Annotated in this window: 7 protein-coding genes; all 7 read left to right on the top strand. The window is 63.0% G+C overall.

The window, feature by feature from the left end; translation table 11 throughout:
• Positions 1 to 274 precede the first annotated feature (274 nt).
• Positions 275 to 751: a hypothetical protein gene (locus Q8P46_09645; protein ID MDP2620423.1), complete on the top strand. Its 477-nt coding sequence runs from the start codon at positions 275 to 277 to the stop codon at positions 749 to 751.
• Positions 748 to 1,143, top strand: coding sequence for a hypothetical protein (locus Q8P46_09640; GenBank protein ID MDP2620422.1), 396 nt, complete (start codon positions 748 to 750; stop codon positions 1,141 to 1,143). The genes Q8P46_09645 and Q8P46_09640 overlap by 4 nt, the downstream gene beginning before the upstream one ends.
• Positions 1,140 to 1,493 (top strand): helix-turn-helix domain-containing protein, encoded by a 354-nt coding sequence (locus Q8P46_09635; GenBank protein MDP2620421.1) that lies wholly within the window; start codon positions 1,140 to 1,142, stop codon positions 1,491 to 1,493. Before Q8P46_09640 ends, Q8P46_09635 begins: the two co-directional genes overlap by 4 nt.
• A gap of 151 nt (positions 1,494 to 1,644) precedes the next feature.
• Positions 1,645 to 2,895, top strand: a complete 1,251-nt coding sequence (locus Q8P46_09630; protein ID MDP2620420.1) for a site-specific integrase — start codon at positions 1,645 to 1,647, stop codon at positions 2,893 to 2,895.
• Positions 2,892 to 4,256 carry a tyrosine-type recombinase/integrase gene (locus Q8P46_09625; protein MDP2620419.1) on the top strand — a complete coding sequence of 455 codons (1,365 nt, stop codon included), beginning with the start codon at positions 2,892 to 2,894 and terminating at the stop codon, positions 4,254 to 4,256. Before Q8P46_09630 ends, Q8P46_09625 begins: the two co-directional genes overlap by 4 nt.
• Positions 4,253 to 5,254 (top strand): tyrosine-type recombinase/integrase, encoded by a 1,002-nt coding sequence (locus Q8P46_09620; protein ID MDP2620418.1) that lies wholly within the window; start codon positions 4,253 to 4,255, stop codon positions 5,252 to 5,254. The genes Q8P46_09625 and Q8P46_09620 overlap by 4 nt, the downstream gene beginning before the upstream one ends.
• Positions 5,255 to 5,343: 89 nt before the next feature.
• Positions 5,344 to 5,991: IS21 family transposase (gene istA / locus Q8P46_09615; protein MDP2620417.1), on the top strand; the 648-nt coding region annotated here is incomplete at its 3' end.

Genomic DNA, 5,991 nt, shown 5'->3' with positions numbered 1-5,991 from the left:
GCCTGCGCCGGTCGATTACACCGCCCACAACTTCTCGGTGGAAGGCGGCTACCAGTCGCGGCGCGCCAACGCCTCGGTCAACTGTCACCGTCGTTCCGATAGTCGTGTGAATTGGTCGGGATGAACGTCGTGTATTTTCTTCGTCGATCTTCTTCGAAGTTTTCTATCTCAGAACTCTTCTTCGCCCGGTTTTGCGTGTTCTTCGGGCACATCCGTAGCGCCGTTCACACTCGGTCGCCGCGCCGCATGATCCGCCTAAAGGGGAGGCGGAGTGATGAAGCGCGCGAGACGACGCAAGTGCCTGTGCTGTGGGGAATTGTTTCGGCCCGATGCGCGCAACCGGCAGCATCAGCGGCACTGCCCGAAGCCCGCGTGCCGCAAGTCGAGCAAGGCGGCGAGTCAGCGCCGCTGGCTCGCCAAATCGGAGAACCGCGACTACTTCCACGGGGCAATCAATGTGGCGCGGGTGCAGGCCTGGCGCGCCGCGCATCCAGGGTACTGGCGCCGTCCAGGGACCACAGCTGCCACTGCGTTACAAGAGGACTCCTCGGGCCAAGGCATTGAAACACAAAGCGATTCGAGCCTCTTCGCGCACCCTGCGTTACAAGAAGTCTTGGCCGCCCAACCCACGGTTCTGATTGGATTAATCGCCCACCTCACCGACAGTGCGTTGCAAGAGGACATCGCCAGGGCCTCCCGGCGGCTGCTACAACTGGGGCGGGACATTTTGCAGGGGCGGGCCGAGTCATGACGATCAAGCGCGTGCTGGTGCGCGAGCGGGTACGCCGGATTCCGGCGCAGTTCAGTTGGCTCGATCACCGCCTGGTGCGCGATCGGCACATCGAGCGCTGTGATGCGCCGGGGTGCGCGCTGTACCTGTTTCTGGTCACGGTGGGCGATGCCCAGGGACTGAGCTACTACTCGGAGGCCTCGATCGCCCGGCGCTTGTCGATGGATCCGGTGCGGCTTGGCCAGGCGCGCGCCGATCTCGTGCGCCTGGGGCTCATCGCCTACGAGAGCCCGCTCTACCAGGTGCTCGCGCTGGATGCGCCTGCTGTGCCGGCGCCCTCGCGCGAGATCTCGCGCGAGCAGTGGCGCGAGCGCTTCGCGCAGTTGCGCGCGCACCTGGGCAAGGCACGATGATCGACTACGAGACCTTCTGCAAGATTCACGATCACCATGACCGGCAAGGCCTGACGATCGCGCAAACGGCGCGCGCGCTGGGCGTGCATCCGGAGACGGTGGCCAAGTGGGTGAAGCGCGCGCGCTATGAAGCACGAGCATGCGCGCCGCGGGCGAGCCGGCTCGATCCGTTCAAGGACCAGGTGGTGCGCTTGCTGGAGAGCCACCCCTACAGCGCGCAGCAGATCTTCCAGCGGCTGCAGGAGGCGGGCTACGCCGGGGGGTTGACGATCCTCAAGGACTACGTGGGCAAGATGCGCCCGGTGCGCCGCGAGGCGTTCCTGAAGCTTGCCTTCGCCCCCGGCGAGTAATGGGAAGCTTCCCATTATTCCCCTAATCGCAAGCAGCCCGTAATGGAAAGGAGTCGTCCCAGGCTGAGGAATTCCGGCATCTTCTCGCAATCGCGCTTCGCATTATGGGCATGTGGGATCCTCGGGAACTGTCTCGTCCAAGGAGGTTCCCATGTCCACTCGAACATCGATCGATGACTTGTTGGTTGAGAAACTGCGTACTCACCTGAAAGCAGAGGGATATTCCTCTCGGGTCCAGCGGTGGTATCCCGCTCGCGCACGTCACTTACTCGATTACTGCGACGCCAAAGCGCTGGCGATAGAGGGCATCCGCTCGGTGCACGTCACACAGTTCTTGCGCCGACAATATCGGCTCTTCCGTAGACGGTACGGAGAGCCGCCGCCATTTCAGAAATGGCGCCATCGATACACTGGTGCCGTTCACATGCTGCTGCGCCTGGTGCACGGAAGATGGCCGGTTCCGGACCCGCCGGCTACCGCGCTCGAAGCCTTTCACCGCGACCTCGTGGACGAGTACGACACGTGGCTTCGAGACGTGCGTGGGTTGCAAGCCGAGACACGGGCCAAACGCACGACGCACGCGCTGCGGTTCCTGATGTCGCGCGGGCCACGCGCAGACCAGGAGGGCCTGGCCGGCCTGAGCGTTCGCGACGTTGATGCGTACGTGAAGCAACGTTGCGCCGGCCTGCGTCGTGCGTCGATCGAGGACTGCACTGTTTGCCTTCGAGACTTCTTGCGTCATTTGCATCGTCGCGGGTGCACTGCATCCGATCTCAGTGACACGGTCATCGGTCCGCGCATCTACGAGCACGAAGACATTCCCTCCGCGCTACGTCCGGAAGAAGTGCAGAGAGTGCTGGAAGTGACTCGCGAGGATTCCCGCCCGGTCGGTCTGCGCGATTACGCCATCTTGACGCTGTTGGCGAGCTACGGCTTGCGGGCCACAGAGATCGTCAGACTGCGCCTGAAGGATATCGACTGGAGGAGGGATGTTCTTCGCGTGCGCCACTCGAAGACGGGTGCGTACTCGGAGCTTCCCTTGCTGCGCGAGCCGGGCGAAGCCGTGCTTCGATACCTGCAGAAGGCGCGCCCCCCAAGCGCGCATCGAGAGGTGTTCCTGCGCATCCAAGCACCGCATCGTCCGTTCAAAGACGGTTCGATCCTCAACTGCGTAACGAGCGCTCGTTTGCGAGCCGCCGGAATTACCCCTGAGGGGCGGAAAGGCCCCCACGCCTTTCGCCACGCCCGCGCGGTGAGTCTGCTTCGCTCCGGCGTGCCGCTCAAAATCATTGGCGATGTCCTGGGACATACATCGGCCGCGGCGACTGCGGAGTATCTGAAGCTGGCGACGGAAGATCTACGAGCCATCGGCTTGGAGCTACCGAGCGGGGTGTCGCCATGACTTGTCTATCTCTGGCAGACGCGAAGCTCATAGAACGGTTCCTGCGGACCCAGCACTTTCGTCATGTAGCGACGCCCAAGAACTATGCCGGAACGCTGCGAAGCTTCACCGGCTTTGTCTCGAAGCACAGCGGGGCCGCTGCGCCGACTATCCAGATCATGCAGCAATGGCTGAAGGAGCACAGTCTCAAGTGGCCGGCGCACATCCTCTGTCATCGGACCTTCTTGGTCGAGCGATACCTCCAGTGGCTGCAGAAGCAAGGGGTGATCGCATCGAATCCCTTTGCGGAACTGCATCGGCAGTACGGACCGCGCACGACGCCGATAGTACGGGCGCTGGTTAGCAAGGACAGCAACACGTTGGAGCAACTGCGTCAGCTTCCCCCGTTCGGAAGCTTCCTCGGACGAGTGATGGAAGATCTTGTGGCGCACATGCGCACGCTCGGGTATCGCTATGACACGAATGAAGAGTTGCTCCTGCGCTTCGATCGCTTCTTGCAGCGCCACCCGGCGCTATCCGGGCTTCCGCTGAACAGGCTCGTCGAGCACTGGAACGAAGAGCAACCGTCTCCGACTCGCCTCTACGACGCTCGCAAAGCCGGCCGCATCGTCTCGAAGGCCATGCACCGACTCGATCCCCGCGCGCCTGTCTTGCCCATTGGCGATGGTGTTGCTCGAGCAGCGCGCCAACACCACCGCTCTGCCCACCTCTACACGGACGAGGAGGTACGGCGAATATTGCGGGCGGCGCTCGCGTACCCGTCGCCGAAAGCCCCATGGCGTCCGGTTAGCCTCTTCACGATGCTCATGCTTGCCTACTGCGCCGGTTTGCGGGGCGGAGAGATCGTGCGCTTGAGGCTCGGGGATGTTGATCTGCGGCAGGAGACCATCGTCATCCGAGAGACGAAGTTCTTCAAGCATCGCTGCTTGCCTGTGGCCCCCGGAGTAATGGCTGCTCTCAAGCACTATCTCTCCGTGCGTCAAGGTGTGGGGGGGCCAACGAATCCAGAGAGTCCCCTATTCTGGAGTCCGCAGCGAAGCCGCGGTTACTCCGTCGGAGGGGTGCGGCTCGTGCTGACGGACGTACTGCGGCGCGCGGGCGTGAAGCCAGCACACGGCGCAGTCGGAGCACGAATCCATGATCTCAGACACTCAATGGTGGGCCATCGCATGCGCGACTGGTACAAGTCGGGCATCAACCCACAGTCCAGGCTCCCCTATCTCGCAACCTACCTCGGGCACAAGGACATTCGCTCGACACTGGTGTATCTAAACATCACCCCGGAATTGTTGCAGGAAGCTGGTGAGCGCTTCCGCAAGAACGGCGCAGCGGCGCTCCGGGCGGCGGAGGGCTCGCGATGAAATCGGACTCCCTCGCCTTCCTGCTGCACGCGTTCTTCCATGAATGGATAGGCAAACAGAGAAATCTCTCTCGTCACACCGTATACTCGTATCGCGATACTTGGAAGCTGTTCCTGCGATTTGCCTCCGAGCGCAAACGGCGCGAGATCGCGGAACTGTCACTGGCTGACCTGAAGGCGGGCGAGGTGCTTGCGTTCCTCGATCACCTGGAGAGGGACAGAAAGGTGTCCGTCGGCACGCGCAACTGTCGGCTCGCCGCCATCCACAGCTTCTTCGCCTTCGTCGCCCATCGTGAACCGCTGGCGATCGCGCAATGCACGGAGATCGCGCGTATCCCCGTCAAGAAGATGACCCGGCCCGCCATGTGCTACATGGATTCCGATGAGATCACCGCTATCCTGCGGGAGCCGGACCGCTCGAGCCTGGAAGGGCAAAGGGATCACGCGCTGCTCGCGTTCCTCTACAACACGGGAGCCCGAATCCAGGAGGCGCTGGATGTCTGTCCGCGGTCCATCCGCTTCGAATCACCCGCCCAGGTCGAGTTATTCGGGAAGGGACGCAAGAGTCGAATTTGCCCCCTATGGCCGGAGACAGTGGAGGTGCTCAAGGCGCTGCTGAGGCGACAGCCGCGCGCGAATGACGAACCCATCTTCGTCAATCGCTACGGTCAACCGCTCGGGCCGGCAGGGGTTCGCTTCAAGCTCAAGCAATACGTTCAGGCCGCAGCCCGGCACGTGCCCTCGCTCGCGACAAAGCGCGTCACACCGCACACCTGGCGCCACAGCGTCGGCGTCCAGCTCGTTGCCGCCGGTGTCGACGTCACGGTGATCCGCAACTGGCTCGGGCATGCTCGACTGGACACGACCAATCACTACGCTCGCGCCAATCTGGAGACCAAGCGAAGGGCGCTCGAACAGATCGATCCGTCGACGAAGCCCGGGCGGCCCCCACGGTGGAAGCGGAATCCGGAGCTGCTCGCCTGGCTCGACTCGCTGTGACGAACGCGCGCCCATAATGACAAGGTTGCCTGGCCCCCTGGCCCTGCAAATACTGGGACGCGGGCCACTTCCTTCGCATTACGGGCTGCTTGCGATTAGGCGAATGCGCCCAGGTCGACTGGGGCGAGTACGGTTCGATTGCCGTCGGTTCCACCCGCCGGCGCTTGAGCTTCTTCGTGCTGGTGCTCGCGCACAGCCGGCGCCTGTACGTGCAGTTCACCGTCTCACAGAAGATGGAGCATTTCCTCGACTGTCACGAGCAGGCGTTCGCCGCCATCCAGGGCGTTCCGGCCAAGATCATGGTCGATAACCTCAAGTCGGCGGTCCTGCAGCGCCTGGCAGGCTGCGCGCCGGTGTTCAACGCGCGCTACCTGGATTTCTCCCGGCACTGGGGCTTCGACATCGCCGCCTGCGCACCGGGACGCGGCAACGAGAAGGGGCGCGTGGAGAATGCGGTGGGCTACGTCAAGAAGAACTTCCTGAACGGACTGGAGCTCTCCGAGTTCAGCGCCATCAATCCGGCCGCGCAACTGTGGCTCGACACCGTGGCCAATGTGCGCGTCCACGGCGAAACACGACGCCGGCCCATCGATGTGTTCCAGGAAGAGCAACCCCCTCTGCGCCCCTTGAACCCGATGCCCTACGACATCGGTCGCATCGAGAGCACACGCGCTTGCAAGCAGTTCCGTGTGAGGCTCGACACCAACCGCTATTCCGTTCCCGCCCGCTACGCCGGC

The sequence above is a fragment of the Hyphomicrobiales bacterium genome (assembly GCA_030688605.1).
GTDB lineage: Bacteria > Pseudomonadota > Alphaproteobacteria > Rhizobiales > NORP267 > JAUYJB01.
This window is presented reverse-complemented; position numbering and strand designations above follow the sequence as displayed.

What these genes read in the sequence shown, in the direction of transcription:
- Q8P46_09620 (MDP2620418.1), top strand. Translation starts at nt 4,253, where the DNA reads ATGAAATCGGACTCCCTCGCCTTCCTGCTGCACGCGTTCTTCCATGAA.
- Q8P46_09630 (MDP2620420.1), top strand. Translation starts at nt 1,645, where the DNA reads ATGTCCACTCGAACATCGATCGATGACTTGTTGGTTGAGAAACTGCGT.
- Q8P46_09625 (MDP2620419.1), top strand. Translation starts at nt 2,892, where the DNA reads ATGACTTGTCTATCTCTGGCAGACGCGAAGCTCATAGAACGGTTCCTG.
- Q8P46_09640 (MDP2620422.1), top strand. Translation starts at nt 748, where the DNA reads ATGACGATCAAGCGCGTGCTGGTGCGCGAGCGGGTACGCCGGATTCCG.
- Q8P46_09645 (MDP2620423.1), top strand. Translation starts at nt 275, where the DNA reads ATGAAGCGCGCGAGACGACGCAAGTGCCTGTGCTGTGGGGAATTGTTT.
- Q8P46_09635 (MDP2620421.1), top strand. Translation starts at nt 1,140, where the DNA reads ATGATCGACTACGAGACCTTCTGCAAGATTCACGATCACCATGACCGG.